Source organism: Achromobacter sp. NCFB-sbj8-Ac1-l, from assembly GCF_052695805.1.
Genome location: NZ_CP199812.1, coordinates 5205461 through 5229708, shown reverse-complemented (window position 1 = coordinate 5229708; position 24248 = coordinate 5205461). Strand labels below are relative to the sequence as shown.

At 68.4% G+C, this 24248-nt stretch carries 28 protein-coding genes; 9 read left to right on the top strand and 19 right to left on the bottom strand.

The window, feature by feature from the left end:
* Positions 1-64: 64 nt before the first annotated feature.
* Positions 65-1057 (bottom strand): formylglycine-generating enzyme family protein, encoded by a 993-nt coding sequence (locus tag ACUDP5_RS24070; protein ID WP_445657374.1) that lies wholly within the window; start codon positions 1055-1057, stop codon positions 65-67.
* Positions 1058-1138: 81 nt separating this feature from the next.
* The gene (locus ACUDP5_RS24065; protein ID WP_263910136.1) at positions 1139-2017 is read right to left on the bottom strand and encodes an AraC family transcriptional regulator; all 879 of its coding nucleotides are present in this window, start codon (positions 2015-2017) and stop codon (positions 1139-1141) included.
* A 116-nt stretch (positions 2018-2133) separates the two neighbouring features.
* Here ACUDP5_RS24065 and ACUDP5_RS24060 point away from each other — a divergent pair, with 116 nt between their 5' ends.
* A complete protein-coding gene (locus ACUDP5_RS24060) occupies positions 2134-2676 on the top strand; it encodes a carboxymuconolactone decarboxylase family protein (protein WP_445657373.1) in 543 nt (180 codons plus the stop codon).
* Between the two features lie 2 nt (positions 2677-2678).
* On the opposite strand, the gene alkB is transcribed toward ACUDP5_RS24060, so the two are convergent.
* From alkB to ACUDP5_RS24045, 3 genes are all read right to left on the bottom strand, one after another.
* Entirely contained in the window at positions 2679-3338 is a 660-nt protein-coding gene (gene alkB, locus ACUDP5_RS24055) for a DNA oxidative demethylase AlkB (protein WP_263910140.1), read from the bottom strand.
* Between the two features lies 1 nt (position 3339).
* A complete protein-coding gene (locus ACUDP5_RS24050) occupies positions 3340-4035 on the bottom strand; it encodes a 2OG-Fe(II) oxygenase (RefSeq protein ID WP_263910141.1) in 696 nt (231 codons plus the stop codon).
* Positions 4036-4135: 100 nt separating this feature from the next.
* Positions 4136-5677, bottom strand: coding sequence for a phospholipase D family protein (locus ACUDP5_RS24045; protein ID WP_445657372.1), 1542 nt, complete (start codon positions 5675-5677; stop codon positions 4136-4138).
* A gap of 91 nt (positions 5678-5768) precedes the next feature.
* Between ACUDP5_RS24045 and ACUDP5_RS24040 the strand changes: the two genes are divergently transcribed.
* Together ACUDP5_RS24040 and ACUDP5_RS24035 are read left to right on the top strand one after the other, a co-directional pair.
* Entirely contained in the window at positions 5769-6356 is a 588-nt protein-coding gene (locus tag ACUDP5_RS24040) for a helix-turn-helix domain-containing protein (protein ID WP_445657371.1), read from the top strand.
* 9 nt (positions 6357-6365) lie between these two features.
* The gene (locus ACUDP5_RS24035; protein WP_445657370.1) at positions 6366-6902 is read left to right on the top strand and encodes a GNAT family N-acetyltransferase; all 537 of its coding nucleotides are present in this window, start codon (positions 6366-6368) and stop codon (positions 6900-6902) included.
* 94 nt (positions 6903-6996) lie between these two features.
* On the opposite strand, the gene ACUDP5_RS24030 is transcribed toward ACUDP5_RS24035, so the two are convergent.
* Both ACUDP5_RS24030 and ACUDP5_RS24025 read right to left on the bottom strand, forming a co-directional pair.
* Complete coding sequence (locus tag ACUDP5_RS24030) at positions 6997-7329, bottom strand: hypothetical protein (RefSeq protein WP_263910149.1); 333 nt, start codon at positions 7327-7329, stop codon at positions 6997-6999.
* A gap of 139 nt (positions 7330-7468) precedes the next feature.
* Complete coding sequence (locus ACUDP5_RS24025) at positions 7469-8371, bottom strand: alpha/beta hydrolase (protein ID WP_263910150.1); 903 nt, start codon at positions 8369-8371, stop codon at positions 7469-7471.
* Between the two features lie 112 nt (positions 8372-8483).
* Between ACUDP5_RS24025 and ACUDP5_RS24020 the strand changes: the two genes are divergently transcribed.
* The 3 genes from ACUDP5_RS24020 to ACUDP5_RS24010 all read left to right on the top strand — a co-directional run bounded on the left by ACUDP5_RS24020 (position 8484) and on the right by ACUDP5_RS24010 (position 10807).
* On the top strand, positions 8484-9371 hold the full coding sequence (locus tag ACUDP5_RS24020; protein WP_263910152.1) for a LysR substrate-binding domain-containing protein: 888 nt from the start codon (positions 8484-8486) through the stop codon (positions 9369-9371).
* A gap of 173 nt (positions 9372-9544) precedes the next feature.
* Positions 9545-9700 (top strand): hypothetical protein, encoded by a 156-nt coding sequence (locus ACUDP5_RS24015; RefSeq protein ID WP_263910153.1) that lies wholly within the window; start codon positions 9545-9547, stop codon positions 9698-9700.
* A 246-nt stretch (positions 9701-9946) separates the two neighbouring features.
* Positions 9947-10807 carry an SDR family NAD(P)-dependent oxidoreductase gene (locus ACUDP5_RS24010; protein WP_263910154.1) on the top strand — a complete coding sequence of 287 codons (861 nt, stop codon included), beginning with the start codon at positions 9947-9949 and terminating at the stop codon, positions 10805-10807.
* 13 nt (positions 10808-10820) lie between these two features.
* Here ACUDP5_RS24010 and ACUDP5_RS24005 read toward each other — a convergent pair whose 3' ends face one another.
* Complete coding sequence (locus ACUDP5_RS24005; RefSeq protein WP_263910156.1) at positions 10821-11591, bottom strand: sulfite exporter TauE/SafE family protein; 771 nt, start codon at positions 11589-11591, stop codon at positions 10821-10823.
* Positions 11588-12004 carry a sel1 repeat family protein gene (locus ACUDP5_RS24000; RefSeq protein ID WP_263910157.1) on the bottom strand — a complete coding sequence of 139 codons (417 nt, stop codon included), beginning with the start codon at positions 12002-12004 and terminating at the stop codon, positions 11588-11590. Before ACUDP5_RS24000 ends, ACUDP5_RS24005 begins: the two co-directional genes overlap by 4 nt.
* Before the next feature lie 124 nt (positions 12005-12128).
* Here ACUDP5_RS24000 and ACUDP5_RS23995 point away from each other — a divergent pair, with 124 nt between their 5' ends.
* The gene (locus ACUDP5_RS23995; protein WP_263910158.1) at positions 12129-13019 is read left to right on the top strand and encodes a LysR substrate-binding domain-containing protein; all 891 of its coding nucleotides are present in this window, start codon (positions 12129-12131) and stop codon (positions 13017-13019) included.
* A gap of 73 nt (positions 13020-13092) precedes the next feature.
* Here ACUDP5_RS23995 and ACUDP5_RS23990 read toward each other — a convergent pair whose 3' ends face one another.
* Positions 13093-14502: an MATE family efflux transporter gene (locus ACUDP5_RS23990; protein ID WP_445657369.1), complete on the bottom strand. Its 1410-nt coding sequence runs from the start codon at positions 14500-14502 to the stop codon at positions 13093-13095.
* 227 nt (positions 14503-14729) lie between these two features.
* Between ACUDP5_RS23990 and ACUDP5_RS23985 the strand changes: the two genes are divergently transcribed.
* A complete protein-coding gene (locus ACUDP5_RS23985) occupies positions 14730-15206 on the top strand; it encodes a MarR family winged helix-turn-helix transcriptional regulator (protein WP_263910161.1) in 477 nt (158 codons plus the stop codon).
* A gap of 7 nt (positions 15207-15213) precedes the next feature.
* Here the strand turns inward: ACUDP5_RS23985 and ACUDP5_RS23980 are convergent, their stop codons facing one another.
* The 6 genes from ACUDP5_RS23980 to ACUDP5_RS23955 all read right to left on the bottom strand — a co-directional run bounded on the left by ACUDP5_RS23980 (position 15214) and on the right by ACUDP5_RS23955 (position 20002).
* Positions 15214-15930, bottom strand: coding sequence for a B3/B4 domain-containing protein (locus ACUDP5_RS23980; RefSeq protein WP_445657368.1), 717 nt, complete (start codon positions 15928-15930; stop codon positions 15214-15216).
* A 3-nt stretch (positions 15931-15933) separates the two neighbouring features.
* On the bottom strand, positions 15934-16824 hold the full coding sequence (locus tag ACUDP5_RS23975) for a DMT family transporter (RefSeq protein WP_445657367.1): 891 nt from the start codon (positions 16822-16824) through the stop codon (positions 15934-15936).
* Positions 16825-16972: 148 nt separating this feature from the next.
* Positions 16973-17767: an AraC family ligand binding domain-containing protein gene (locus ACUDP5_RS23970; protein WP_445657366.1), complete on the bottom strand. Its 795-nt coding sequence runs from the start codon at positions 17765-17767 to the stop codon at positions 16973-16975.
* Between the two features lie 103 nt (positions 17768-17870).
* Entirely contained in the window at positions 17871-18437 is a 567-nt protein-coding gene (locus ACUDP5_RS23965) for a hypothetical protein (RefSeq protein ID WP_263910166.1), read from the bottom strand.
* Positions 18365-18904 carry a hypothetical protein gene (locus ACUDP5_RS23960; RefSeq protein WP_445657365.1) on the bottom strand — a complete coding sequence of 180 codons (540 nt, stop codon included), beginning with the start codon at positions 18902-18904 and terminating at the stop codon, positions 18365-18367. Before ACUDP5_RS23960 ends, ACUDP5_RS23965 begins: the two co-directional genes overlap by 73 nt.
* A 138-nt stretch (positions 18905-19042) precedes the next feature.
* The gene (locus tag ACUDP5_RS23955; protein WP_263910168.1) at positions 19043-20002 is read right to left on the bottom strand and encodes a LysR substrate-binding domain-containing protein; all 960 of its coding nucleotides are present in this window, start codon (positions 20000-20002) and stop codon (positions 19043-19045) included.
* A 106-nt stretch (positions 20003-20108) separates the two neighbouring features.
* Here ACUDP5_RS23955 and ACUDP5_RS23950 point away from each other — a divergent pair, with 106 nt between their 5' ends.
* Positions 20109-22403 (top strand): NADP-dependent malic enzyme, encoded by a 2295-nt coding sequence (locus ACUDP5_RS23950; RefSeq protein WP_445657364.1) that lies wholly within the window; start codon positions 20109-20111, stop codon positions 22401-22403.
* 136 nt (positions 22404-22539) lie between these two features.
* Here ACUDP5_RS23950 and ACUDP5_RS23945 read toward each other — a convergent pair whose 3' ends face one another.
* The 3 genes from ACUDP5_RS23945 to ACUDP5_RS23935 all read right to left on the bottom strand — a co-directional run bounded on the left by ACUDP5_RS23945 (position 22540) and on the right by ACUDP5_RS23935 (position 24132).
* The gene (locus ACUDP5_RS23945; protein WP_445657363.1) at positions 22540-22917 is read right to left on the bottom strand and encodes a hypothetical protein; all 378 of its coding nucleotides are present in this window, start codon (positions 22915-22917) and stop codon (positions 22540-22542) included.
* 226 nt (positions 22918-23143) lie between these two features.
* Positions 23144-23503, bottom strand: coding sequence for a DUF4148 domain-containing protein (locus ACUDP5_RS23940; RefSeq protein WP_263910171.1), 360 nt, complete (start codon positions 23501-23503; stop codon positions 23144-23146).
* 278 nt (positions 23504-23781) lie between these two features.
* Entirely contained in the window at positions 23782-24132 is a 351-nt protein-coding gene (locus tag ACUDP5_RS23935; RefSeq protein ID WP_445657362.1) for a DUF4148 domain-containing protein, read from the bottom strand.
* Positions 24133-24248: the final 116 nt, after the last annotated feature.

Below are 24248 nucleotides of genomic sequence, written 5' to 3'. Positions count from 1 at the left end.
CTATGCTAACCGCTATACGCCGGGGGCTGTTGTCACCGTCCGCGGTGCGATCGCCGGGCAGGCCTCAGTCGGCCTCGCGCAGCAGCCGGAAACCGACCAGCGGATAGCGTGTTTCGGGGGTATTCCAGTTGCGGTAGGCCGACCGCACGTACAACGCCCAGGTGTGCCACGAGCCGCCGCGGCGCACGCGCACATTGCCGCTGGCCGGGCCCTGCGGGTCGTCCTGGGGCGATTGCGCGTAATAGTCTTCGCCGTACCAGTCGGCCACCCATTCCCAGGCATTGCCATGCATGTCGTACAGCCCGAAGGCATTGGGGGCGTAGCGGGCGACCGGCGCCGTGAAGGTGTGGCCGTCGCTGCGCGGGGCCGCAAAGGCCTGCCACCTGGGCCACAACGGCGCCGCGTCAGCATCGAACGTATTGGCCACGTCCGGCAGGCCCGCCGGGTCGTCGCCGTGTTGATAGCGGGCGCGGCCGCCGGCCCGGGCCGCGTATTCCCATTCGGCTTCGGTGGGCAGGCGGTAGACGCGGCCTTCCTGCTGGCTGAGCCAGCGTGCCAGGGCGGTGGCATCGTTCCAGCTGACGTTGACCACGGGGTGCTCATCCGTCTGGGCAAAGCCGGGGTGGCGCCACGAATAGCGGGTATCGCGGCCTTCGAAGGCGTCACCGCGTTCGGTCTTGTCGGGATCGTAGGCGGCGTTGTAGCCGTAGCCGCCGGTGCCGTCGGCCTCGGATTCGGGCACGTAGCCGGACGCCTCGATGAAGCGGCGGAACTGGCCCACCGTGACCTCGGTGCGTTCAAGATAGAACGGCCGGGTGATGCGAACCGTGTGCACCGGGGCTTCGTCGAACAACTGCGTGAAGCGCTCTTTCGGGTAGTGGGGAAAGTCGCGCGCCAGGGCATCGGCGGTTTCGTCGCTGCCCATCTGGAAGGTGCCGGCAGGCACATGCACGAAGGTCATGCCCAGCGAGTTTTCGACCAGGGCAGGAGGTTCGGCGGACCAGGCCGGCACGGCGGCCAGCGTACAGAGCAATGCCAGGGCGATGGGAAGGCGCATGACGGGCCGCAAGGAAGGAAAGGGCAGATAGTAGGCCCGCGGCATCGGCGCCGCCAGCCCTGGGGAACCCTCACTCGGGAACTACTGAGCAGGCGCCGCCGCCGGGGTTTCCAGCCATTCACGCGGCGACACGCCCAGCTTGCGGCTGAAGGCCCGCGACAGGGCCGAGGCATTGGCGTAGCCCAGTTCCGCGGCAATCGCCTTGACCGGGCGGCCGTCGCGCAGCCGAGCCTGGGTCAGCGCCAGACGCCAGTCGGCCAGGTAGTCGGCCGGCGGCTGGCCGACCGCCGCCTTGAACGCCGCAGCAAAGGCGCTGCGCGACATGCCCGCCTGGCCGGCCAGGTCGGCCAGGGTCCAGGGCGCGCCAGGTGCCTGGTGCATGGCCACCAGGGCGCGGGCCAGCCGGGGGTCGGCCAGGCCTGTCATCAACCCGGCCTGGATGCCGGCTTCGCTGGGGTGGTCGATCAGCCAGCGCAGCAGCTGGATCAGCACCACTTCGAACAGCCTGTCGGCCAGCAGGCGCTGGCCGCAGCGCACGGATTCGGTTTCGGCGAACAGCAGCGCCAGCGCCTGCTCCAGCCCCTGCACGCGGGCCAGCGGCAGCGCGATCAGGGCAGGCAGCGCGCGCACCAGCGGGTTGCGCGCGCCACCGTCGAAATCCAGCGTGGCGCAGGTGAAGTCGGATCCATCCTGCGGCGGGTTGTGGAAATCGTGCCGCACCGGCCGCGGGTAGAACAGCAGCGTCGGTTCGGTCAGGGCCAGCCGCCGCGGCAGGCCCGCGCCCACCGGGTGCCGCACTTCCATCTGGCCGCGCCGCAGCACGTGCAGGAAACCGCGGCCGGTTTCGGGTGCAAAGCGGGTCAGCCCGCACATCGCGCCGCTGTGGAACAGCCGGGCGCGGGCGCGGAACTGCTCCAGCAGGGCGGACAGGCGGTCGACCGGGGCTGATGGCTCGGACATGGACGAATGGATATGTTTTGTGGACGCAAGGTATCCAATGCTACTGCGGAAAGCGGAATACTGGGTTCCAGCCCACAGCCATTCCGGCCCGGCCCTTTCATTCAAAGGAAACGCTCATGTCCCGCATTCCTCTCGTCGATGCCACGTCCGCCCCGGCTGCCAGCCGGGACATCCTGCGCCAGATCCATGGCGCGTTCGGCGCCACGCCCAACATGTTTCGCGCGGTGGCCAACTCGCCCGCCGCCCTGCAAAGCCTGTGGGCCGCGTTCGGCGCCCTGGGCGGCGGCGTGCTGCCCGCGCAACTGGGCGAGAAGGTTGCCGTGGCCGTGGCCGACAGCAACCGCTGCGAATACTGCCTGGCCGCGCATACGGCGCTGGGCCGGAAAGCCGGCGCCAGCGCCGAACAGATGGCCGCCGCGCAAGCCGGCCGCGCCGACGACCCGCAGACGGCGGCGGCGCTGGACTTCGCGCTGAAGCTGGTGCGCGATCGCGGCCAGTTGCGCGATGCGGACGTCGCCGCGCTGCGCCAGGCCGGCTTTGACGACGGCCAGATCGTCGAGCTGCTGGCGCACGTGGCGCTGAACCTGTTCACCAACTACGTCAACGTGGCGTTCGACGTGCCGGTGGACTTTCCGAAGGTGGCGCTGCGCGCGGCCTGAATTCAGCCGGCCCGGCGGATCGTGAAGTTGATCCGCCGGCTGCCCAGCAGTGGATGCGGATGATCTTTCAACGGCATCACGCCATGAAAGCGCAGCCGGTCCACGCCACCCCAGACGACCACGTCGCCATGGAACAGCGGCACGCGGCGGGCCTTGTCCGCGCGGTCGTGGCCGCCGAACAGGAACACCGCCGGCATGCCCAGCGAGACCGACACGATCGGCGAGCCGTAGTCGCGCTCGTCCTTGTCCTGGTGCAGCGACAGGCGCGAACCGGGTTCGTAGCGGTTGACCAGGCAGGCGTCCGGCGCGAAGCCGGGAAAGCCCGCCTGGTCAGCGGCGCGCCGCGCCAGGTCGTCGAAGGCGGCGGGCATGTCAGGCCAGGGCTGGCCCGACAACGGGTCGTTGCGGCTGTAGCGGTAGCCATGCGCGTCTGTCGTCCAGCCATAGCGGCCGCAGTTGGTCAGCGCCACCGACATGGTGTAGCCGCCCGGCGTGACCATGTTGCGAAACGGCGCCTGGGCCGTCACGGCATCCACGCCGGCCAGCAGCGCCGCCGCATCGGGCAGCGCGTAGCCGCGCAGCACCACCGATTGCTCGCCCAGCATTTCACGGCCCGATTGCGCGGTGTCGTCGTCGCCGAACAGATCCAGGGTAGGGCTCATGTCAGGTCGCATCATGGAAGATCACGCCCAGCGTATGGCGCCGGCCTTCGCGCAGGGCGCTGACGCCATGGCGCATGGCCACCCGGCGCCAGCCGCGCGCGCCGGCGACCGGGCGCTGGTTCACGGTGAAGACCAGCGCATCGCCCTGTTGCAGCGGCAGCACTTCGGCGCGTTGGCCATGGCTGTCGGTTTCGGTCATGACGAATTCGCCGCCGGTGAAGTCCTCGCCCGGCTGCGACAGCAGCACGGCCACCTGCAGCGGAAACACGTGTTCGCCGTACAGGTCCTGGTGCAGGCAGTTGTAGTCACCCGGGCCGTATTGCAGGATCAGCGGCGTGGGCCGACGCTGGCCGGCCTGGTGGCAGCGCGCCAGGAACGCGGCGTGATCGTCCGGGTATTGCACGGCAATGCCCATCTGCCGGTTCCAGCGGTTGGCGATGGGCGCCAGGCGCGGGTACAGGGCGGTGCGCAGGTTGTGCAGCAGCCGCGGCAGCGGATAGGCGAAGTACTTGTATTCTCCCCGGCCGAAGCCATGGCGGCTCATGACGATGCGGCTGCGGTAGCGTTCATCGTCGGCATAAGCGGCGGCCAGCGCCTGGCACTGCGCGGGCGTCAACAGACCTGCCGCCACGGCGTGGCCGTGGGCGTCCAGGTCGGCGGTGATGCGGGTCCAGTCCAGGGTGTCCAGCTTGCTCATGGTGGCGACGGCAAAGGGCGATGCGGCAGAGTCGGGATGGGGTTCAGTCTACGCCGCGGCGACAGGCGCGGCACTCCGCAAGTTGCCTTCGTGGCGGGGGCTACAGCAGCGATTCGATCGGCAGCAGCGACATGAACCACACCGAAAAGCGCTTCCATGCGGTGGTGCCGGGTTCGGTGTCATGGCGGATGGTCTTGCCATCGCGCTGCTCCAGCCAATAGAGCGCACCCTTGTCGTCCAGGCAGACCCGGTAGGCGGTGCGCGGGATGTCGTTGTCGAAGGCCTCGGCGATGTGGCGCGCCAGCGTCGGGCTGTCGATCACGAAGCCCAGTTCGGTATTCAACCGTGCCGAGCGCGGGTCGAAATTGAACGAGCCCACGAACACGCTGCGTCCGTCCACCGCGAAGGTCTTGGCATGCAGGCTGGAACCGGAACTGCCGAACGGCCCCAGGCTCTTGTTGCGCTCGGCGCCCGCCTGGCGCTTCATCTCGAACAGCTCGACGCCGCCGGCCAGCAGGTCGCGGCGGCGCGAGGCATAGCCGGAATGCACCACGGCCACGTCGGTGGCTTCCAGCGCATTGGTCAGCACGCGCACCTTCACCCCGCTCTGCGCCAGTTTCACGAAGGCCTCGGTGCCGCTGTCCGTGGGCACGAAATAGGGCGACACCAGTTCCACGTCCACCTTGGGCGCGCCGACGATCTCGTGCAACTGGTGCGGCAGCATGGCTTCGGGCGGCGCCGTGCCCAGCGTCTTGCGCGGGTCGTCGCTGACCATGCGGGTGTCGGCCCATTCCAGCGTCAATTCGCCGCGCAGCAGTTGCTGGATAAACGGCAGCTTGCGCATGGCCTCGGCGTAGGCCGCGGCCTCGGGAGATTTTTCGACCATGTTGGCAGAACGCGCCAACTCGGCCAGCGCACCGGGAGCGGCCGGCTTGAGCAGCCGGTCCACCGGGTAGGCCGATTCGCTGGCCCAGTAGCGGTCGAAGTCGGTCGACACGTCGTTGACGGCGGCGCCGATGGCCAGCACGTCCAGGTCGGTGAACAGCACGCCGTTGGCGGCGCCGAAATACTCGTCGCCAATGTTGCGGCCGCCGACGATGGTGGCCTGGTTGTCGGCCGTGAACGACTTGTTGTGCATGCGCCGGTTCAGGCGCCGGAAGTCGGTCAGGTAGCCGACGAACTTGGGCCAGCGCACCACGAACGGGTTGTACAGGCGCACTTCGATGTTGGGGTGTGCGTCCAGCGCCGCCAGCACCTTGTCCAGTCCGGCGGTGCCGTTGTCGTCCAGCAGCAGGCGCACGCGCACGCCGCGGTCGGCGGCCTCGTGCAGCGCTTCGAGCAGCATGGTGCCCGTCATGTCGTCGTGCCAGATGTAGTACTGCACGTCCAGGCTGCGCTGGGCGGCGCGCGCGAGCATCATGCGCGCGGCAAACGCGTCGTAGGCATCGGCCAGCGGGTGGATACCCGATTTGCCCGGGTGTCCGGCAGCCAGCGGCGCAATGGCGCGGCCCAGCGCGGTATCGCGGGAGGCTTCCGGGGTGAGCGCCTGCGAGGCGTTGCGAGCGTCCAGGGGCGGCAGGCTGCAGCCCGTCAGGAAGCCAAGGCACAGGACGGTCAGGGAGACGAATCGGGCGGTATGCATACGCCGTATTGTGCCGAATTGTCGACAAGGCAGCCGGAGCAGGGAAAGACAGGGCTTGACGGTTTTCCGTATTTGAGAGAAATTCTCTAATATGGAAAATTCATCAAGACTGGGCACTTCGCCCCAAGACCCTGACCTGGACCAGCGCCTGGCCGGCCGCCTGAAGGCATTGCGCCTGGCGCGCGGTTGGTCGCTGGACGAACTGGCCGGCCGCGCCGGCGTCAGCCGCGCCACGCTGTCGCGCCTGGAAAACGCCGAAGTCAGCCCCACCGCCAACGTGCTGGGCAAGCTGTGCGGCGCCTATGGCCTGACCATGTCGCGGCTGATGCGCATGGTCGAGGACGATTTTGCGCCGCTGGTGCCGGCCGCCGCGCAGGCGCTGTGGGTCGACGACAGCACCGGCTTCACGCGCCGGTCGGTGTCGCCGCCATCGCAGAAGCTGGCTGGCGAAGTGCTGGCCTGCGAGCTGGCCGCCGATGCCCATATCCGTTACGACCAGGCGCCGCGCGCCGGCATGGAACACCATCTGGTGATGCTGGAAGGCAAACTCTCCCTGACCGTCGACGGCCAGGCCTACACCCTGGCGCCGGGCGACTGCCTGCGCTATCAGCTGCAAGGCGCCAGCGCTTTCGATACTCCGCCGCACTGCGGCGCCCGTTACCTGCTCTTCATTGTCTGAGAACCCGTCATGTCCATTGCCACGCTTGAATACATTCGCCCTTCCGCGGACCAGGCCCGCGACCTTCTGCCCGGCTTGGGCGCGTTGTTGCAGGCCTGCGTGCAGGACGGCGCCAGCGTCAGTTTCGTGCTGCCCTATACGCAGGAAGACGCGCAGGCCTTCTGGCGTGACAAGGTGCTGCCGTCGCTGGCGGCGGGCAAGGCGTCGCTGCTGGTGGCCATGCAGGACGGCCGCGTAGCCGGTTCGGTGCAGCTCGATTGCGATACGCCGCCCAACCAGCCGCACCGCGCCGAGATCCGCAAGCTGCTGGTGCACCCGGACTTCCGGCGGCGCGGCATCGCGCGGCGCCTGATGCAGGACGCGGAAAAGCTGGCGGTGGAACAGGGCCGCAGCCTGATCACGCTGGACACCCGCACGGGGGACAGCGCCGAGCCGCTGTACGGCTCGCTGGGCTATGTGACGGTGGGGGTGATACCGGGATTCGCCCGCGATGCGCGGGATCCGTCCAAGCTGGACGGCACGACCATCATGTACAAGGCGGTGTAGCCAGGTCTGCGTGCGGGGTGTGGCCCGGCGTCTGCCGGGCAGGCATTGCGCGCCTTGAGCGGCCGCGCGAGACGGCCGCCAGGCGCCGGGGCGATCAGGCCAGCGGCTTGATGCCCACGCTGTAGGGCGGCGCATTGCCGCGGGCGGGGGCCTTGATCTTCAGCATCGAGCCGCCGGGCGTGTACTCGAATTCCTGGAAGGGCACTTCAAACCACTGGTGAAAGCTGGTGCGCGAGAACTCGGGCACCCAGACCTTGGGGCGCTTGGCGTCGCAATGGAATTCGACCAGCGTGCAGTCGATGTTCAGCGGGCGGGTGTTGCCGATGCGGTAGCTGACGCGCAGGTCGGCGCCTTCGGTGCTGCCGGGGCGCCAGGTCAGGCCGACCGATTCCATGAAGTGTTCAATCGCCTCAATGCCGCGATACATAGCTGACTCCGAATGCTGTCGGGCAGAGGCGCCCGAGAAAAAAACCGCCGGCGTTGCGGCGGGAAACATCCGGGATTATCCGTCATTCGCCGTTTTCCTGCCGGGCCGGGCTCGACTGTCGGCCGTGCGGACGGGGAAATCAACGAGCGGCGGGCAGCGCGGCGCAGAACTTCAGGATGGCGTCGGACACGGCCTGCGGCGCTTCACGCTGCGGGAAATGGCCTACGCCGTCCAGCACCCGCCGCTCGTATCCGCCGGTGAAATAGTGTGCCCGACCTTCGGATGTGGCCGGCAGGTTGCAGGTGTCCGCGCTCCCGTGCAGCACCAGCGTGGGTACTGCCAACCGCGGCGCGGGCGTCAACTGCGCGTTGTCGCCCGCATAGGCGGGGTCGCCGGCTTCGAAACCCCAGCGGTGGCGATAGGAATGCAGCACGACGTTGGCCCAGTCGGGGTTGTCGAAGGCGCGCGCCGCCTCGGCGAATTCCGCCTCGGCATACCAGCCGGCGGGGGACCAGGTATCCCACATATATCGCGCGAACGCAGGCCCATCATTGCGCACCGTATCCGCGCCGCGAGGCGTTGCCATGAGCCAGTGGTACCAATAATTGCGGGCCTGGGGCAGCGGCAATGCCTGCGACGGGTCGTTGGTGCCGTACCCGACGGACAGCAATGCCAGGTGCGAGGCCACGGCCGGCTGCAGGCCGCAGGCGTTGGCGGCGGCGCGTGCGCCCCAGTCATGGCCCACCAGAAGCGGCCGCATCAGCCCCAGCGCCGCTATGAAATCCAGCAGGTCGCGGCCCAGCGCGGCCAGTTCGCCGCTGCGTGGCGTGGCCGCGTCCAGAAAGCGCGTGGCGCTGAAGCCTCGCAGTGCCGGGCACAGCACCCGGTATCCTTCGGCCGCCAGGCGCTGCGCCACCGTGCGCCAGCTTTCGGGGCTGTCCGGCCAGCCGTGAAGCAGCACGGCGGTGCGTGCGCCGGCGGGGTTCCATTCCAGGTAGGCGATGTCCAGTCGCGGGGTGCGGATCGTGGCGTAGGGGGCCATGGCATTGCATCCTTGCAGTAGCGGGAAGCCTTACGATAGCGGCGCGCATGGTCATGATTGGTGAATAATCAGTGTGTATTATCAACAAATCATGTATTGCGGAATCGACTCCATGGATACCTTGGCCGAACCGACCGGCGCCGTGCTTGACCTGACCCTGCTGCGCACTTTCCTGGAAGTGGTGGACAACGGCGGCTTTGCGCTGGCGGCCGACGCGCTGGCGCTCACGCCCTCGGCGGTCAGCGGCCATATCAAGCGCCTGGAAATGGTGGCCGGTTCCGTGCTGCTCGAACGCACCACCCGCAGCTTCGAGCTCACCGCGGCCGGCGAAACGCTGTACGCGTATGCGCGCAACATCGTCGACCTGGAACGCGAGGCGCGCGCCCGCCTGAGCGGAGCGCGTCTGAAAGGGCGGCTGCGCATCGGCTCGTCGGAAGATTTTGCCGGCGCCTGGCTGGCCGAAGTGCTGCAAGCGTTCCACCGCGCCCATCCCGAGGCCTCGATCGAACTGAAGGTCGGCGTTACGGCAGACCTGCTGCGTCAGCAGGCGCGCGGCAAGCTCGACGTGGTGTTTGGCAAGCAATGCGCGCGGGTGCAGGACGAGGGCGAACTGTTGTGGGAAGAAGAGCTGGTCTGGGCCTGGGCCGAAGACAAGCCCTGGAAGTCAGGGCCTCAGGTGCCGCTGGCGGTGTTTCCGGAACCTTGTGTGTATCGCGAGGCGGCCATCGGCGCGCTGGGCGCGGCGCGCCGCGCCTGGCTGCCCGCCTTTGAAAGCGCCAGCATGGCGGGCTGCCTGGCCGCCGCGCAGGCAGGCTTTGCCGTGGCCCCGGTGGCGCGCAGCCAGTTGCGCCAGGGCCTGCGCGCGCTATCGCGCGAAGACGGCATGCCGGCGCTGCCCAATGCGCGCTTCTACGCCTTCCTGCGCTCGGCCGAACCGGCGGTGCAGTCGCTGGTCGCGGCGGTGCGCCAGACGGGGCAGCGACGCCGTTTTGCACGGTGAGTGTCCTGCGTCCAGTTTTTCGCCGGATTGCGCGGCCTTAAGTTGCCTCAATCGCCGCGATTGACACAAGCAAATGGACGCGCGGCGCCGCCGTCAGCAAGATGGACCCCTATGTCTTATATAAGACCGACGCAGCCGCCGCCGGTCCGGGCATGTGAATCAAAGGAGTCATCATGGCAAATTTCCTGCTTGCATTGGTCACCGCTGAACTTTCCCTCTTTGGCGTCGACGCCGCGGCTGCGCCTGCACCCGCCGCCGTCACCGACGCGCCGCCCGCGGATTCCGCGCCGCGATTCGACAGCGAGCACTATCGCAGCGCGTTGGGCTGAACCCGCACCGCGCCGGGCGGCAGGGCGCCAAGCCGCCGCCTGGCCGCGGCGATGCCGCACCGCCACGGTGGCCGTGCCGGCAAGCCTGTAGAAATAGGCAGGTTTCACGCAAGAACGAGCCTGTACGCTGCCCCGTGCGATTCTTAATATCCCTCTCACGCTTGGGGTCGATGGGTTCCGCGTGAATCGATGGGCACGGGCGGGTTGCCGGCGTGTTGCCGGCTGCCGCAAGTAGAGGGAGATCGCATGAGCACCGAAAAAATCTGGTTTGTGACGGACGCGTCCAGCGGCCTGGGCCTGGCATTGGTCAGGATGCTGCTCGACCAGGGCCACAAGGTGGCGGCCACGTCGCGCGACGTCGACGCCTTGCTCGACGCGGTGGATGCCAAGCTGGAAGGCCGCTTCCTGCCGCTGGCCGTGGACCTGGCCGACGCGCGCAGCGTGCACCGCGCGGTCGACACCGCCATCGCGGGTTTCGGCCGCATCGACGTGGTGGTCAACAACGCCGCCTGCAGCCTGGCGGGACCGCTGGAAACGCTGTCGGACGGCGAGTTGCGCGATACCTTCGATATCAATGTGTTCGGCGTGCTGAACGTGGTGCGCGCGGTGATGCCGCGCCTGCGGGCACAGCGGGCGGGCCACGTGTTCAATGTGTCGTCGATCCTGGGGTTTGATGGCGGCTACGCGGGGTGGGGCGCCTACAGCGCCACCAAGTTCGCCGTCAGCGGCCTGAGCGAGGCCCTGGCAGCCGAAGCCGCGCCGTATGGCGTGCGGGTGTCGGTGGTGTATCCGGGCGCGATGCACGGTCAGGCGGCGGGCGCGCCGCAAGCGAGCCATCCCGAAGCCGGGCGCACCGACCTGTCGGGCATCGCCGCGCCCGCCGGGGATCCGGTCAAGGCGGCGCGCGCCCTGATCCAGGCCGCGCAGGCGCAATACGCGCCCCTGCACCTGTTCCTGGGCCGCGATGCCTTCGACCAGGCACGCGCCAAGATCCAATCGGTGCAGCAGGAGCTGGCGCGTTGGCGCGAGATGTCGGTGTCGATCGGTTTTGTGGACGAGCGCAGGGCGGACGAACGGCGCAGGGACGAGCGCCGCCTGGCGGCCTGATGCGCCGCGGCGTCTACCCGGCCAGGCCCTGCGCCGCCTGGTAGGCGCCCAACAGCGCCAGGCTCACCATGAAGCACAGCTTGAAGGTGCGCGCCGACAGCCGGTCGCGCAGCCACTGCCCCAGCGCCATGCCGCCCAGCGCAGGCAGCAGCATCAGCACTGACGCGCCTGCGGCGGCCGGCGAGTAGCTGCCGGTCAGCCACAGCCCGGCCGCCAGCGCCACCGTGGACACCGTGAAGGAAATGCCCATGGCCTGGATCAGGCCGTCCTTGCCCAGGTTCAGCGCCTGCAGGAACGGCACGGCGGGAATCACGAACACGCCCGTGGCCGCCGTGATGACGCCGGTGATGGCGCCCACCGCCACGCCCCATGCGCCTTCGTGGCGCGCAGGGACGGCGGGCGGCGTGCCGAACAGCCCCCAGGCCGCATAGGCCACCAGCGCTGCGCCCAGGCAGACGCTGGCCCAGTGGCCCGAGGGCGCGCCCAGCCACAGCGCGCCGGCAATCGTGCCGACGCACACGCCGACCTGCATGCCGGCAATGCGGCGCAGCACCGGCATCAAGGTCGGCCAGGGCCGCGCCTGCCACAGGTTGGTGATCAGCGACGGCACGATCAGCAGCGCCGCCGCCTGCGCCGGCGCCATCACCAGCGCCAGCAGCGCCATGGAGATGGTGGGCAGGCCCAGCCCCACCACGCCCTTCACCACGCCTGCCAGGATAAAAACGGCTACCGTCGCGGCCAGCAGCGCCGGCGTGCCGCCGGCCATCCCGTCGTACGGATTCATGCGGCCTCGCAGTGGGCGGTCAGCGCATCGCGCGGGCGGCCGAACAGCGCGTAGGCCACGTCGTCGGCGTTGTCCTGCCCTTGCCGGGCGGCGCGCAACAGCCACTGGCGGCCCTCGCACAGATCGGTGGGCTGGACGCCGCCGTACAGGGCAGGACCGCCCAGCAGCGCGATGCCCAGCATGCGCTGGGCCGGCGCGTGGCCGTCGCGCGCCGCGGCGCGCAGCCAGGCCAGCATGGCGGGATAGTCGCCCTGGGTCTGGGCCTCCAGCGCCAGCGCGTATTTCTGTACCGGGGTCGTGTAGGCCGACAGCCCGGCCGGGGCTTCGGCCCGGCCTGAGGAATGCAGGGCCAGGGCCGTCAGCAAGGCCAAGGGCCACAGGGCCAGTTGATGTCGCAGCATCTGGATTTTCATGGAAATCTCCCTTCATCGAGGATGAATGGGCAGATTCTCCACCCGGGCCTGCGTAACGCCGTATCGGGATCTCGCGTACCTGGCCTATGGAACAGCCTGAGCCTGCCGTGCTACGCTTTTTTGCATGCGCTTCGATCTGACCGACCTACGCCTGTTCCTGAATGTGCAGGAGACCGGCTCCATCACGGCGGGCGCGCGCCGTTCGCACATGACCCTGGCGTCCGCCAGCGAACGCATCCGCGGCATGGAAGACACGTTGGGCGTGCCGCTGCTGCTGCGCGAACATCGTGGCGTGCAGGCCACGCCCGCCGGCCGCACGCTGGCCCATCACGCCCGCCTGGTGCTGGCGCAGATGGATCGCATGCGCGGCGAACTGGACCACTACGGCCAGGGGCTCAAGGGCCACGTGCGGGTGCTGTGCAACACCACCGCGCTCAGCGAATACCTGCCGCAGGTGCTGGGCGAATTCCTCAAGGACCACCCGCGCGTGTCGGTGGACCTGGAAGAACGCCTCAGCTACGAAATCGCCGACGCCCTGCGCGCCGGTACCTGCGATATCGGCGTGCTGGCCGATTCCACCGACCTGCACGGCTTGCAGGTGCTGCGCTTTCGGCATGACCCGCTGGCGCTGGTGGTGCCGGCGGGCCATCCCTTGGCCGGACGCCAGACCGTGACCTTGGCCGAGGTGGCGGACGAGGAATTCGTCGGCCTGGTGCAAGGCAGCGCCTTGCAGGAACACATTGCGCACCATGCGCGCCGCAGCGGCAAGGTGCTGTCGTATCGGGTGCGCCTGCGCAGCTTCGACGCCGTATGCCGGATGGTGGGGCTTGGGGTGGGGGTGGCAATCATGCCGCGGGTGGCGGCCGTGCGGCATGGCCGCGCGGCCGGCGTGCGGCGCGTGGCGCTGGTGGACGATTGGGCGGTGCGCGACCTGGTGCTGTGCGTGCGCGGGGAACTGCCGGCGTATGCGCAACAGTTGGTGGCCTACGCGCTGCGCGACGCGCCCAAGTCGTAGCGCGTATCCTGCCACGTCATGGCGCGGCCCTGCCGCTTGGCGGGATACCGGCCAAGCCGGCGCCGCGCCACGGCTAACGCGCCGCCAGCCCCGGCTTGCGCAGATGCCCGGGCTCGAACCACGACCCCGACGCGACCGCGCCCAGGATGATCAGGCCGTACAGGCACATGGCCGCCGCCGCGATGGCGAAGAACACCGTCAGCGATCCGGTGAAATGCAAGGCCGCGCCGCCCAGGCCCGCGCCGATCAGCAGCCGCAGGAATCCCGCCAGCAACGGCCACTTCAAGCGCCCCGCGCCCTGCGAGGCGAAATACATCGAAAAGCCCAGCGCGAAAAATCCATACAGCGGTCCGACGATGCGCAGGTAGGCCGCGCCCGCTTCCAGCATGTGGTCCTGGGCGCCGAACAGCCGCAACCAGGCTTCGGGGAAAAATGCCGCCGCCAGGCCGATGATCTCGGCCAGCACGAAGGCCATGGCGCCGCCCGTCAACGCGATGCGCAACGCGCGTTCGGGCTGGCCGGCGCCGATGTTGGACCCCACCATCGCGACCATCGGCGCGCCCAGGCCGAAGGCCAGCGGAATCATCAGATACTCCAGCCGCACCGCGATGCCGTAGCCGGCCACTGCCGCGGTGCCGGCGTAGGCGCCGACCAGCGCGGCGGTCAGCGCCACCAGGCCGTTGGTCAGCAAGGGGTTCAGCGTCGCCAGCGCGCCCACGCTGAGGATGCTGCGCAGCAGGCTCAGGTGCAGCCGGCTGCGCGTCAGGCGCGCGGCGTTGCGGCCGCTCAGGCAATAGCCGCCCAGCACCAGCGTGCCCACCGCGTAGTAGGTCACCAGCGCCCAGCCGCCGCCCGCCACGCCCAATGCGGGAAACGGGCCCCAGCCGAAGATCAGGCAGGGCGACAGCGGCACCAGCAGCAGCGCGCCGCCGCAGATCACCGCGCCCGGCACCAACATGTTGCCGGTGCCGCGGATGACGCTGGCAAAGGCATTCATCAGCCACATCAGCACGATGCCGCCGAAGATCACGTTGGAGTACGCCAGCGCCGCGTCCAGCGCGGCGCCATCGGCGCCCAGCGCGCGATACAGCTGCGGGCCGAACACCAGCAGCAGCACGCAGAACACCGCGCCCAGCGCCGCATTCAGCACCACCGCGTGCAGCACCAGCTGGTCGGCCTCTTGCTGGCGGCCCGCGCCCAGCGTGCGCGCCACCGCCGCCGAGATGCCGCCGCCCATCGCGCCCTGCGACATGTTCTGCATCAGCATCAGCACCGGCACCACCAGCGCCACCCCGGCCAGCACCGGCGTGCCCAGCCGCGCCAGGAACCAGGTTTCGATCAAGCCGGTGGCCGACTGTGCCAGCATCATCAGGATGTTGGGCCAGGCCAGCCGGGCCAGCGTGGGGGCAATGGGGGCGTGCAGCATCGCCTGCAGGCGCGCGTTGGCGGGGCGGTGCGTGGGCGCGGCGGGGATGGCGGACATGGGGACGGGAAGGCCATAAGGGGAGCGTGCGGAAAATTTACGTGCATATGCCAATATCTGTCAAGAATGGGCTAGACTCCAGTCCGGCGTGGAAGTAGCGTAATGGACCGGGCCCGCCTGGCGCGGTCGCGACCCGCCGCCTGTTCAGGTCCCTGCGCATTGCCGCGGGCGCTTTCCACCGCTTGCGCTGCCGTCATTCCCGCTCAACCAAGTCGTCCGAAGCCACCATGTCCGACGCCGAACCCTTCGCCTCCACCATCCCCCAGGACCCGCTGATCTGCAACGGCGCCGCCCTGCGCAAGGCCACCCGCCGCGTCTCGCAGCTCTACGACACGGTGCTGGCCCCTTGCGGCCTGAAGGTCTCGCAGCATTCGATCCTGGTGCACATCGCGCGCGCCGGCACGCCGTCCATGACCGACCTGGCGCGCGCCATGGTGCTGGACCGCTCGGCGCTGGCGCACAACCTCAAACCGCTCGAACGCGACGGCTATGTCAGCATGGCGCGCGACGAACGCGACGGCCGCAGCCGCCGGGTCGCGCTGACTGACGCGGGCCGCGCCAAGCTGGCCGAGTCCAGGCGCCTGTGGAAAGACGCGCAGCAGCGTTTCGAGGCCGCTTATGGCGCCGAGCGCGCCGCCGCCCTGCGGCATTCGCTGGCCGACATTTTTTCGGATGAATTCGCCCTGGCGTTCAGCCGCGGTTGAAGGCAACTTACTCCGGCTTCGCGGCGTCCCGCCGGACCTCAAAAGCCGGCGACTGCGCCGTCAGCAACGCGTGGCGCAACGGCGGCTGCCAAAGGTCCGCCAGCGCTGTGTGCAATTCCTGCACCAGCCGCGCCACATCATCGGCCGCGCTCGCGTGCAGGGCCTCGGCCACGATCAGCACGTCGCGCGTGTCGTCGCGCACGGCCGACAGCCCGCTTTGCCGGTTGGTCCAGCGCCGGGCATGGGCGCGGCCTTCCGGGTCGGCGTAGGTCACTTCGCCGGGCTCGGGATGTTCCGTTTCGCCGCCGAACGTCAGGTAGGTTTCGGTGCCATCGGCGGGACGGACTTCCAGCGCGGATCCGACCTGTCTCAAGTCCAGCACCGCGACCGGGATCGCGTATGCCATCGACACGGCATTGCACAAGTCGATCAGCGGGTGCAGCGGCGGCGGCGCGCCGTCCTTGCGCAGGCGCCGCAGCAGCGCTTCCGAGGCGCAGCGGTACTGCGTGGGCTTGACGCCCATGCTGGCAAAGGCGCGCCGCCAGGCCTGGATCTCGGGCAGGTCGGATTCACTGCCTTGCGCCAGCCGCGCGCGGGCCCGCGCGATGAAGGGTTCGGCATGGGCGGCGACGGACGCTTGCGCGTGGACGCCGCGCAGGTGCAGCACGCCGACGGACAACTGCGGGTAATCGCGCCAGATGGCGCTTGCATGGCGGAACAGCATGGCTTACCTCGTGACGGCGGCGGGCTTGCGTGCCCCACCCAGGATGAAGACGGCGCCCAGCACGCAGGCCATGCCCCAGAACTGGCTGGCCGACAGGCTTTCGCCCAGCAACGCGGCCGCCAGCAGCACGGCCGATACCGGCGCAATAGCGGTGAATAGCGCGGCGTCCGATCCGGGCACACGGGCAGCCCCCGCGTACCACAGCAGGAACCCCCCCACCGTCGGCACCAGCGCGTAATAGGCTACCGCGGTCAACGCGTCGGCGGAAACCGCCAGGGTCCAGGGCGCTTCCACCAGGCTGGCCGGCACGCACACCGCCAGGCCGATGGCGCACAGGAGGGTCGACAGCGCCAAGGGCGGCACCGGCGAGCGCAGGCGCTTGTGCAGCAGGATGAACAGCCCTTCGCAAAGCACCGCGCCCAGCACCAGCGCGTTGCCGGCCAGGGAGCCCGCCCAGTCCGCCGCGCCGCTGCGCGTCATCAGCCAGACGCCGGCTGCCGCCGCGCCAATCGCCAGCAGGGTGGCCCGGCCAGGCCGTTCGCCCAGCACCACGATGGCGATGCCGGCCGACACCAGGGGCAGGGTGCCCAGGATCACCCCGGCGTCCACCGCGGACGTGTGCTGCAGGCCGGCGATCAGCAAGGTGGTGTAGCCCACGCTGCCGGCAATGGCCTGCGCCGTCAGCAGCAGCCAGTCGCGCCATTGCAGGCGCGGCAGCCGTGTGCCGGTCAGGCGCCATAGCAGCGCGAAGCAAGGCAATGCCGCGGCGAAGCGCAACGCCGTGGCGGTGAACGGCGGCAGCCCGGCGGCGATGATCTTGCTGGCCACCACCGTGCTGCCCACCAGCGCCATGGCCGCGGCCAGGCAGGCGTGGCCCTGCAAAGTTCTGTTCATGAAGTGCGGCTGTGTTCAACGAGAACCGCAGCGTAGACGCCAGCGCGCGGCGCGGTCTTGAACGAAATTGCAGGGCCGCCCAGGTCTGTTCGACGGGTCCGCCGCGCGTAGCGGGGCGTCTCCCGGGGCCGCGGCCGCCTGCGGTGATTCAGCGCGCGACCGCCTGCGCGTAGCGCCCTGGCGACACCCCATAGGCGCGCGCGAACAGCCGGGTCATGTGGCTCTGGTCGGCAAAGCCTGCCGCGGCGGCTGCCTCGGCCAGCGCCGTGCCCTGGCGCAGCAGGCTGCGCGCCAGGAGCAGGCGCCGCTGCAATTGATAGGCGTGCGGCGTCATGCCCGTGGCGCGGCTGAACGCGCGCAGCACCTGGAAGCGGCTCAGGCCGCTGGCATGGGCCAGATCGGCCAGCGACAGCGCCGCGGCGGGCGCATCGTCGATCAGGCCGATGGCATGGCGAATGGCGGCGGGCGCGCCGGCCTCGCGCACCGGGAGGGCGCGCCCGCCCGCGCGCGCCAGAATCCGCCGCAGCAGCGCATCGCACGCCAGGGGCGAGGCAGGCGAGATGGCCTGCGCATACAGGGCCTGCACGTCCGCGGCCAGCGCAGGGGCGTCCAGGACGGGGTGTTCGAAGGCAAACTGGCCGCTGCGCGGCAGGCCCTCTGCCGCATCCGCGACCACGGCGGGGTCCAGGTACAGCATCTGCCAGGCTCGTTCGCCGCCGATGGGCGCGCCATCGTGCACTTCGCCGGGGTTGACCGTGATGACCTGTCCCGGGCCGGCCTCGACTTGTCCGCGGCCGCTGTGCGAGACCTGCGCGCCGTGGCACATCACGCCGATGCCGAACTGGTCGTGGGTATGCCGTGCGAAGGTGCGTCCGCTGCGCGCGGCCACCGCCTGCACGCCCGCCAGGGCGCTGCGCGGCATGACGAACTGGCTGTGGGGCATGGGCGGTCCGGATAACAGGGGCGAACGTGCAGTATCGCCGCGCGGCAAGTCCGGGATCAAGCGAGCGCGCTGGGGGGGGCGCCCTGGGGCCGTCCGGCCCGGGTTATTGCAGGCCGTCCCAGCGCGTCACGGCCGGCTCGGCGGCGGCCCATTTCCATTGCCCGGCCGGCTGCCGGCAGATCTGGCTCACGTAGGCCTGCGCCGCCGTCTTGTCTGCCGTCACGGTGAACAGCACTTCGCGGCAACGCGCCAGCGGCGTGTCGATCTCGCGCAGCACCTGGATGCTGCCTTGTTCATTGCCGAACGGCAGCCAGCGGCGGATCTGCCACTGGCGCACCTGGCCGGGGTCCAACTGGCCGGCGGCGTTGGCCATGACGTTCTGCTGGTCGTTCTTCCATTCGCGCATGACGTACTTGACGCTGGCATCGACCGCCGCCTGCACGCCGACGCCGATGGCGAAGCCGGCCACCGGATTGGCGGTGGCGGCACCGCTGGCCGTGCCCACGATGGCGCCGGTGGCGCTGCCGATGGACGAACTCTGGCACCCGGCCAGGCCCAGCGTCGCAGCGATCGTCAGCAGGGCGATGCCGACCGGCCTCACTGCAATGCCCCCCAGCGGGCCGTCGCCGGTTCGGCGCTGGCCCAGCGCCAGGTCTCGCCGTCGCGGCATATCGTGGTGACGTAGAACGCTCGTTGCGGATCGGTCTGCGGTTTTTCGGCGGGCGTGTCGATCGAAAACACGACCTCTTTGCATTGCAGGTCGTCATTGCCCATGAGCCGGCTGATGGCCACCTGCCCCTGGGCGTCACGGTCAAGCGGCAATTGATGCTCGACGCTCCAGGGCGCCACATCGCCGACCGCCAGGGGGCCGGCTGCGCGTGCGATGGCGTCTTGTTCTTCGCCGCGCGTTTTGCGTTGGGCATAGGCCAGGGCCGCCTTCGCACCGGCCTGCACGCCCAAGCCGATGCCGGTGGCGACGGTGGCGTTGTCGGTGATCTGGTTGGCGATGGCGGCGCCGGCAATCCCCGCGCCGGCACCGGTACCTTCGGATAGCAGCGAATTGCAGCCTGACAGTGTGCCGGTACAAAGCGTGGCAAGCGCCACGCACCGCAGAAACAAACGTTGACGGGTGAACACTGCTACAGGCCTCCTGGAATGCTATGCGCGGGGCAGTATAGGAGTGCAGCAGGGCCGGGTTGACGAGTCTTTACAGTTCTTGATGAATCGCTGGCGACGGATACCAAATGTATTGCTATGCGTACATAAATGTATCAATTAGCGTCCTGCGCGACCGAACACCTCGCGTAGCGCGGCGGCAAACAGCGCGTCGACATTGCGACGCAGGCCGTCGGCGCGGGTGAACAATGAAATGGGCGGCAGGGTCCAGTCGAACGAATAGGGCACGATCGCCGCGCCGGCGATGCGCACCAGCTCATCGGCGATGTCGGCCGGCAGGATGGACACGGCGCGGTCGCTGGCCACGATCATCTCGCCGATCAGCTTGGACGAATCGCTTTGCACCGATGGCGTCGGCGGTGCCAGCCCGGCGCGCAGGAAAATGTCGGCGACTTGCTCGCGGATCGGGCTGTCCGGCGTGCCCAGAATCCAGTCCAGGTCGGCCAGCATGTTCCATTCCAGCCGCGTGCGGCCCAGCCGCGCGGCCAGGCGGCGGCTGGCGATCAGGCGCGGCGGCTGGTGGTACAGCACCTCGAAATCGATCTGGCGCAGGTCCACCGACGGCGTGGCCCAGCCCACCACCACGTCCAGCGTGTGGTCGCGCAGTTGGCGCAGCAGCGCCGGCCCCTGGCCCTCGTGGATGGTGGCGGTAATGCCGCGCCCCTGCGGCACGGTGCGGGCGATGGCCGCGGACAGCATCTGCCCCGACACGAACGGAATCACGCCGATGTGCAGGTGGGCGGCATGGCCGGCGGCCACGGCTTCCATTTCCTGCACCAGGTGGCCCAGGTCGTGCACCAGGGCGCGGGCACGGGCCAGCACCACCGCGCCCAGCGGCGTGGGCGTCATGCCGCGTACCGAGCGTTCGAACAGCGGCACGTCGAACATGCTTTCCAGCTCGGCCAGCGCATTGGTCACGGCCGGCTGGCTCGTGGCCATGTGCTCGGCCACCCGCGTCAGCGAACCGTGCTGCTCGATCTGCAGCAGCAGCATCAGGTGCCGCATCTTCAGCCGCGAGGTCAGTTTCCGGATAACCTCGTCCGGGGAAAACGGCGTCATAGACAAGCCATAATGAAAAGGTGATGTGACAATATTAAATCTGAATGATCGCCTTATGTCTTCGGCCCTAGAATTTTCCCTATTCAAGACGAGGAGGCGCCGCCCCATGAATTCGCAATCCGACCGCCAGGCCGCTCTGGACTATCACGAGTTTCCCACCCCGGGAAAGATCTCCGTCGTGGCGTCCAAGCCGCTGACCAACCAGCGTGACCTGGCCCTGGCGTACTCGCCGGGCGTGGCGGCGGCCTGCGAGGAAATCGTGGCGGATCCGGCCAACGTGTTCCGTTACACCGGCCGCGGCAACCTGGTGGGCGTGATCACCAACGGCACCGCGGTGCTGGGCCTGGGCAACATCGGCGCGCTGGCTTCCAAGCCGGTCATGGAAGGCAAGGCGGTGCTGTTCAAGAAGTTCGCCGGCCTGGACGTGTTCGACATCGAAATCAACGAAACTGACCCGGACAAGCTGGTCGAGATCATTGCCGGGCTGGAAGCCACCTTCGGCGGCATCAACCTCGAAGACATCAAGGCGCCTGAGTGCTTCACGGTCGAGCGCAAGCTGCGCGAACGCATGAAGATTCCCGTTTTCCACGATGACCAGCACGGCACCGCCATCACGGTCTCGGCCGCGTTCATCAACGGCCTGAAGGTCGTGGGCAAGACGATCGACCAGGTCAAGGTCGTGACGTCCGGCGCGGGGGCTGCCGCCCTGGCGTGCCTGGACCTGATGGTGGACCTGGGCCTGCCGCTGGAAAACATCTGGGTGACCGACATCGAAGGCGTGGTCTTTGAGGGCCGCACGACGCTGATGGACCCGGACAAGGCGCGCTTTGCGCAAAAGACGGACGCCCGCAAGCTGGCCGACGTGATCGAGGGCGCGGACGTGTTCCTGGGCCTGTCGGCCGGCGGCGTGCTCAAGCCGGAAATGGTCGCGGCCATGGGCCCGCGTCCGCTGATCCTGGCGCTGGCCAACCCCACCCCGGAAATCCTGCCGGAAGTCGCGCACGGCGTGCGTGACGACGTGGTCATGGCCACGGGCCGTTCGGACTACCCGAACCAGGTCAACAACGTGCTGTGCTTCCCGTACATCTTCCGCGGTGCGCTGGACGTGGGCGCCACCACCATCACCCGCGAAATGGAAATGGCGGCGGTTCATGCCATTGCCCAGCTCGCCGAAGAAGAGCAGAACGAAGTCGTGGCCGCCGCCTACGGCACCTACGACATCTCGTTCGGCCCCGAATACCTGATTCCCAAGCCCTTCGATCCGCGCCTGATCGTGCGCATCGCCCCGGCGGTGGCCAAGGCCGCCATGGACGGCGGCGTAGCCACGCGCCCGTTGGCCGACCTGGAAGCCTACGAAGAGCAGCTGCAGCAGTTCGTGTACCACTCGGGCGCCTTCATGAAGCCGCTGTTCTCGGCGGCCAAGCGCATCGTGCGTGGCGGCGGTAAATCGCGCATCGTCTTCACTGAAGGCGAAGACGAACGCGTGTTGCGCGCGGTGCAGGTCATCGTCGACGAAGGCCTGGCCCGTCCGATCCTGGTGGGCCGCCCCGCCGTGCTGCTGTCGCGCATCGAGAAATTCGGCCTGCGCCTGCGCCTGGGCGAAGACGTCGAAGTCACCAACCCCGAATACGACGAACGCTTCCATCAGTACTGGACCACATACTGGGAACTGATGTGCCGCCGCGGTATCACCAAGGAAATGGCACGTGTCGAAATGCGCCGCCGCCTGACGCTGATCGGCGCGATGATGGTGCACCTGGGCGATGCCGACGGCATGATCTGCGGCACGGTGGGCGCCTATCACGACCACCTGCGGTTCGTGGATGAAGTGATCGGCCGCCGCCCCGGCGCTAATGTCTACGCCGCCATGAACATCCTGCTGCTCAACGAGCGCACGGTGGTGCTGGTGGACACGCATGTGAATGATGAACCGACGGCCGAGCAGATCGCCGAGTTCACCATCGCCGCCGCCCGCGAAATGAGCCGCATGTTCCTGGCCCCCAAGGTGGCGCTCTTGTCGCGGTCGAACTTCGGCTCGGGCAGCTCGGCCTCGGGCGCCAAGATGCGCCGCGCGCTGGAACTGGTGCGTGAAACCGCGCCGGAAATCGAAATCGACGGCGAAATGCACGGCGACTGCGCGCTGGACGAAGCGCTGCGCCTGCGCATCCTGCCCTCGTCCACGCTCAAGGGCGAAGCCAACCTGCTGGTGTGCCCCAACGTGGACGCCGGCAACATCGCCTACAACCTGCTCAAGACGGCGGCCGGCGGCAACGTGGCGGTGGGCCCGATCCTGCTGGGCGCCAATGCGCCGGTGCACATCCTGACCTCCAGCTCGACCGTGCGCCGCATCATCAACATGACGGCCATGACGGTGCTGGACGCCAACCGCGTCGAAGGCTGATCCCGCGCGCCTTGTCCTGCGGGGCAAGGCGCCGGCCGCTGCAGGCACCCGCCCGCATTCGCGCCCATGAAAACGCCCGCCTCATCCCAGGATGAGGCGGGCGTTGCATTTGGGCGGCCGGGCAAGCCGCGGTGGATCAGTTGGAGCTGGCCTTCCAGGTGCCGTCAGGCTGCTTGCAGAACCAGAACTTCCAGGTCTCGGTCGTCTTGGCGCGCGCGAAATCGCCTTCCAGCAGGCGGCAGGTGCGATCACCCGACAGCTTGCTGGTCTGCAACGGCGTGATCCTGGCCGTGATGGGGGCCTGCTTGCCCTTGGGCGTGCTGGACCACTGGGTGCTCTGGCCGTCGGCCGCGTTGTTCAACGCGTCGGCCACCGCCTTGTGAAAGACGGGTTGATCGGCCTTGGAAATTTCAGTGATCAGGGCGTGGTTCAGCATCACGGCAGGCGCGGCCAAGGCAGCGCCGGACGCGCCGCAGGCGAGCAGGCCGATAGCGATCAGATGGGTGGTTTTCAAAACGGACTCCCTCGTTGTTATAGGCAGGAGGCTGCATGCGCAGCCCATCGGCGTTCACCTGCGATGGTAAGCCAAGCTGCCGGCTCTTGTCTTGAGGCGCGCGCGCCTGTGCTGATGTGGCGCAGAACAGGCAAAAAAAGCCGCCTGGAGAGGCGGCCAAGGTACAACAAGGGGAGGGGTAAATCGGTCAAGGCGGGCGGCCGCGCATCGGCGGCCGCGGCGCGGCTTAGTTGCTGCGGTGGTACGCGCCCGAGAACGGCAGGTCGTTGGGCTCGACGTTGGACACCTGGCCAGCAGCGCGGGCGGCGGCCAGTTCGGCCTGCACTTGCTCGCGGGTCACGCCAGATTGCGGTGCGCCATACACGCCTTGGAACGGCATGTCGTTGGGTTCGACATTGGACACCTGGCCGGCGGCCTTGGCGGCAGCCAGTTCGGCTTGCACCTGGGCGCGGGTCGGGCCTTCGTACGGGGTGCCGTAAACGCCTTGGAACGGCACGTTGTTGGGTTCGATGTTCTGCGAGGCGTAGGCACCGGCGCTCAGGGCGGCCAGGGACATCAATAGGGCGGTGGCAAGGGTCTTTTTCATGGTGAATCTCCGATTTCAAAAGCCGGGGAGCGAATCAGGCGGCCTATCCGTCGTGCTTCGTTGTTGTTTCCCGATGACTGAATGGTGCGCCGATTCAGACTAGGGATAAACCCGTATATCGGTAAAAGATTTTTCCATCAATGGAAAGTTAGTAGATGTTTTGAGTTTTAGTCTCCATTAATGGCATTGATAGCTGTGGCAACCGCCGGGTCCGAGCAAAAAAAAAAGCCGCCTGATCAGGCGGCAAGACTCCAGCAAGAGTCGGGCGCGGGGCGCGCCTAGCGTTTTGTTGTGGCCTTGAACGGCTTGTCGTCGGGTTCGGCCTCCGAGACCTTGCCAGCGGCCTTGGCTGCGGCAAGGTCTTTTTCCACTTGGGCACGCGTCGGGTCCGAGGGCGTAGAGCCGGCTGCCTTGAACGGGGTATCGTCGGGTTCAACATTCGATACCTGGCCGGCGGCTTTGGCGGTTGCCAGCTCGGCTTCGACCTGGGCGCGGGTGGGGCCGTTGTCCGGGGTGCCTGCCACGCCCTGGAACGGTACATCGTCAGGTTCGACGTTCTGTGCCGCCTGGGCGCAGGTGCCCAGGGCGGCCAGGGCTACCGTCAATGCACTGGCAAAGGTCTTGATCATGGTGTGTCTCCGGTTCACATGTCAGGGGAGCGCATTCGACCGTGGGTCCGCCGAATCCATTGCTGTCTCCCGAGGGGGCGATGTTGCATCACTCGGGTGTTTTTATAAATTGTTGT

Excerpts from the sequence above, each read along its gene's own strand:
- ACUDP5_RS23990 (WP_445657369.1), bottom strand. The coding sequence starts at position 14,502 with ATGTCCGCCATCCCCGCCGCGCCCACGCACCGCCCCGCCAACGCGCGC.
- ACUDP5_RS23940 (WP_263910171.1), bottom strand. The coding sequence starts at position 23,503 with ATGAAAAAGACCCTTGCCACCGCCCTATTGATGTCCCTGGCCGCCCTG.
- ACUDP5_RS23985 (WP_263910161.1), top strand. The coding sequence starts at position 14,730 with ATGTCCGACGCCGAACCCTTCGCCTCCACCATCCCCCAGGACCCGCTG.
- ACUDP5_RS23995 (WP_263910158.1), top strand. The coding sequence starts at position 12,129 with ATGCGCTTCGATCTGACCGACCTACGCCTGTTCCTGAATGTGCAGGAG.
- ACUDP5_RS23955 (WP_263910168.1), bottom strand. The coding sequence starts at position 20,002 with ATGACGCCGTTTTCCCCGGACGAGGTTATCCGGAAACTGACCTCGCGG.
- ACUDP5_RS23975 (WP_445657367.1), bottom strand. The coding sequence starts at position 16,824 with ATGAACAGAACTTTGCAGGGCCACGCCTGCCTGGCCGCGGCCATGGCG.
- ACUDP5_RS24040 (WP_445657371.1), top strand. The coding sequence starts at position 5,769 with ATGGAAAATTCATCAAGACTGGGCACTTCGCCCCAAGACCCTGACCTG.
- ACUDP5_RS24045 (WP_445657372.1), bottom strand. The coding sequence starts at position 5,677 with ATGCATACCGCCCGATTCGTCTCCCTGACCGTCCTGTGCCTTGGCTTC.
- ACUDP5_RS23965 (WP_263910166.1), bottom strand. The coding sequence starts at position 18,437 with ATGCCGCGACGGCGAGACCTGGCGCTGGGCCAGCGCCGAACCGGCGAC.
- ACUDP5_RS24025 (WP_263910150.1), bottom strand. The coding sequence starts at position 8,371 with ATGGCCCCCTACGCCACGATCCGCACCCCGCGACTGGACATCGCCTAC.
- ACUDP5_RS23950 (WP_445657364.1), top strand. The coding sequence starts at position 20,109 with ATGAATTCGCAATCCGACCGCCAGGCCGCTCTGGACTATCACGAGTTT.
- ACUDP5_RS24070 (WP_445657374.1), bottom strand. The coding sequence starts at position 1,057 with ATGCGCCTTCCCATCGCCCTGGCATTGCTCTGTACGCTGGCCGCCGTG.
- ACUDP5_RS24020 (WP_263910152.1), top strand. The coding sequence starts at position 8,484 with ATGGATACCTTGGCCGAACCGACCGGCGCCGTGCTTGACCTGACCCTG.
- ACUDP5_RS24060 (WP_445657373.1), top strand. The coding sequence starts at position 2,134 with ATGTCCCGCATTCCTCTCGTCGATGCCACGTCCGCCCCGGCTGCCAGC.
- ACUDP5_RS23980 (WP_445657368.1), bottom strand. The coding sequence starts at position 15,930 with ATGCTGTTCCGCCATGCAAGCGCCATCTGGCGCGATTACCCGCAGTTG.
- ACUDP5_RS24005 (WP_263910156.1), bottom strand. The coding sequence starts at position 11,591 with ATGAATCCGTACGACGGGATGGCCGGCGGCACGCCGGCGCTGCTGGCC.
- ACUDP5_RS24065 (WP_263910136.1), bottom strand. The coding sequence starts at position 2,017 with ATGTCCGAGCCATCAGCCCCGGTCGACCGCCTGTCCGCCCTGCTGGAG.
- ACUDP5_RS24035 (WP_445657370.1), top strand. The coding sequence starts at position 6,366 with ATGTCCATTGCCACGCTTGAATACATTCGCCCTTCCGCGGACCAGGCC.
- ACUDP5_RS23935 (WP_445657362.1), bottom strand. The coding sequence starts at position 24,132 with ATGATCAAGACCTTTGCCAGTGCATTGACGGTAGCCCTGGCCGCCCTG.
- ACUDP5_RS23970 (WP_445657366.1), bottom strand. The coding sequence starts at position 17,767 with ATGCCCCACAGCCAGTTCGTCATGCCGCGCAGCGCCCTGGCGGGCGTG.
- ACUDP5_RS24000 (WP_263910157.1), bottom strand. The coding sequence starts at position 12,004 with ATGAAAATCCAGATGCTGCGACATCAACTGGCCCTGTGGCCCTTGGCC.
- alkB (WP_263910140.1), bottom strand. The coding sequence starts at position 3,338 with ATGAGCCCTACCCTGGATCTGTTCGGCGACGACGACACCGCGCAATCG.
- ACUDP5_RS24010 (WP_263910154.1), top strand. The coding sequence starts at position 9,947 with ATGAGCACCGAAAAAATCTGGTTTGTGACGGACGCGTCCAGCGGCCTG.
- ACUDP5_RS24015 (WP_263910153.1), top strand. The coding sequence starts at position 9,545 with ATGGCAAATTTCCTGCTTGCATTGGTCACCGCTGAACTTTCCCTCTTT.
- ACUDP5_RS24030 (WP_263910149.1), bottom strand. The coding sequence starts at position 7,329 with ATGTATCGCGGCATTGAGGCGATTGAACACTTCATGGAATCGGTCGGC.
- ACUDP5_RS24050 (WP_263910141.1), bottom strand. The coding sequence starts at position 4,035 with ATGAGCAAGCTGGACACCCTGGACTGGACCCGCATCACCGCCGACCTG.